Below are 1,591 nucleotides of genomic sequence, written 5' to 3' on the forward strand. Positions count from 1 at the left end.
TGCTCCCTGCCCCCCCCCCCCCCCCCCTTGGAGTGGGAATGTTTGGTTGAGTTGTTACTCTTTTAGACAAGGAAGGCGTCCGCGGCGGTCTGTCGGGACACGCCGCATTGCGGCTGCGTCTCCGCCTATCCCTGCCGCCGTCCGCCGTTTGCGTTGTCCAGATTTTGCGAAGCCTCCAAAAACTCGCATCTGCCACTGGTGGCCTTGATGCTGTCCGGTGGCACCGTGTTCTGCCTTGCCTCTCAAACGGCCCTTGTTGCCGCGCCAGCCGCGCCGCAGGCGTGACCATCTGGCCTTCGACCAACTTCCCTCTGTTTCGCTTCGCACCCTGCCTTGCTGGCCAGTGAATGGAAGCGGCCCCGCCCTCTGTCTCCTGACGTTACGCGTTTTGGTTCAGTTACGAAAGGTACCTCAAGCTAAGGGGCCGCCGGTCGTGGCGCGGCACGCGGCGCGTGCTCGCTCCACAACCCGCTGGCCCGTTTGGAGCATGAGCCATTTTGACACGTTGGGGTATTGATTAGATTGATTAGGGGGGTAACTGCACAGCCTCGAACAAGTAGGCTTGTCGCGGCAGTGGTCATTGCGATTGGGCAATGAGTGCATCGACGACATCGAGAATCTTCAGTTGCTGTGGTCGTGGCAGTTGGGAAACGGCTTCAAAGGTGGTCTTTGCCCGGCCTACTGGGCCGCCTCGTCGTTTGCGTTGCTCCTCTGATGCGAAGAAGTCGACGACCTCGATTTTAAATATCTGGGCGAGCTTCTCCAACTGGTCTTGGGTCAGTCCGACATTGCGTCGTTCCCAGGCGGCATAGGAGGGCTGAGAAATCCCGAGCTTCTCGGCAACCTCCCGTTGCGACAAGCTGGCAGCTTCTCGGAAGTTTTGGATTCTCGCGCCAAAATCGGAGCGTTTAGACTTGGGAGGCCGACCGGTCTTCATGTCGGCATTATAGCATGGGTCTATAAGAGTTATAGTTTTTGCTTGCATTGATATAGATAAAAACTATCAGTCGGAAAAAGTCAAAAACCGAAAATTGCCCTTGACGGGGTTTTGAGAAAGGAAGCCGATGGCGCGCATACCCGACGAAGAACTAGAACAACTAAAACGCGGAGTGGACCTGGCAGCGCTGGTTCGCTCGAAGGGTATCGAGTTGAAGCCGCATGGCTCGAAAGACCTGGTTGGGCTGTCGCCGTTTACGGAGGAACAGACGGCGAGCTTCATTGTAACGCCGGGCAAAAATCTGTGGCACTGTATGTCTTCGGGTCAGGGTGGGAGTGTGATCGACTTTTTAATGAAGCATGACGGGGTGTCTTTCCGGCACGCTGCTTTGCTTTTAAAGGAGGAGAACCCGCAGCTGTTTGGCGGCAAGGCCGTGACGAAGGCGACAGCTCCGAAGCTGGCCGCGCCGGTTGCCTTCGATGGTGACGACCAGACTCTGTTCGCTCAGGTGCTGGATTATTACCAGGAGCGTTTGCGACAGACGCCAGCTGCGTTGGACTATCTGTGCTCGCGGGGGATCACCGGGGAGGCGGTCGAGGCCTTCGGTCTGGGGTACGCGGACCGCACGCTGGGTTTGCGCCTGCCGCTGAAGAA

The 1,591-nt window shown here is 57.6% G+C and carries 2 protein-coding genes; one reads left to right on the forward strand and one right to left on the reverse strand.

The features are described 5' to 3' along the window. Positions 1 to 577 precede the first annotated feature (577 nt). Complete coding sequence (locus IE065_RS17835) at positions 578 to 937, reverse strand: helix-turn-helix domain-containing protein (protein WP_189517679.1); 360 nt, start codon at positions 935 to 937, stop codon at positions 578 to 580. A 127-nt stretch (positions 938 to 1,064) separates the two neighbouring features. On the opposite strand from IE065_RS17835, the gene IE065_RS17840 reads away from it, so the two are divergent. After that, positions 1,065 to 1,591 (forward strand): CHC2 zinc finger domain-containing protein (locus tag IE065_RS17840; RefSeq protein ID WP_229792164.1); only part of this gene is annotated, 527 nt, incomplete at its 3' end.

Source organism: Cerasicoccus arenae, assembly GCF_014651635.1.
GTDB lineage: Bacteria > Verrucomicrobiota > Verrucomicrobiia > Opitutales > Cerasicoccaceae > Cerasicoccus > Cerasicoccus arenae.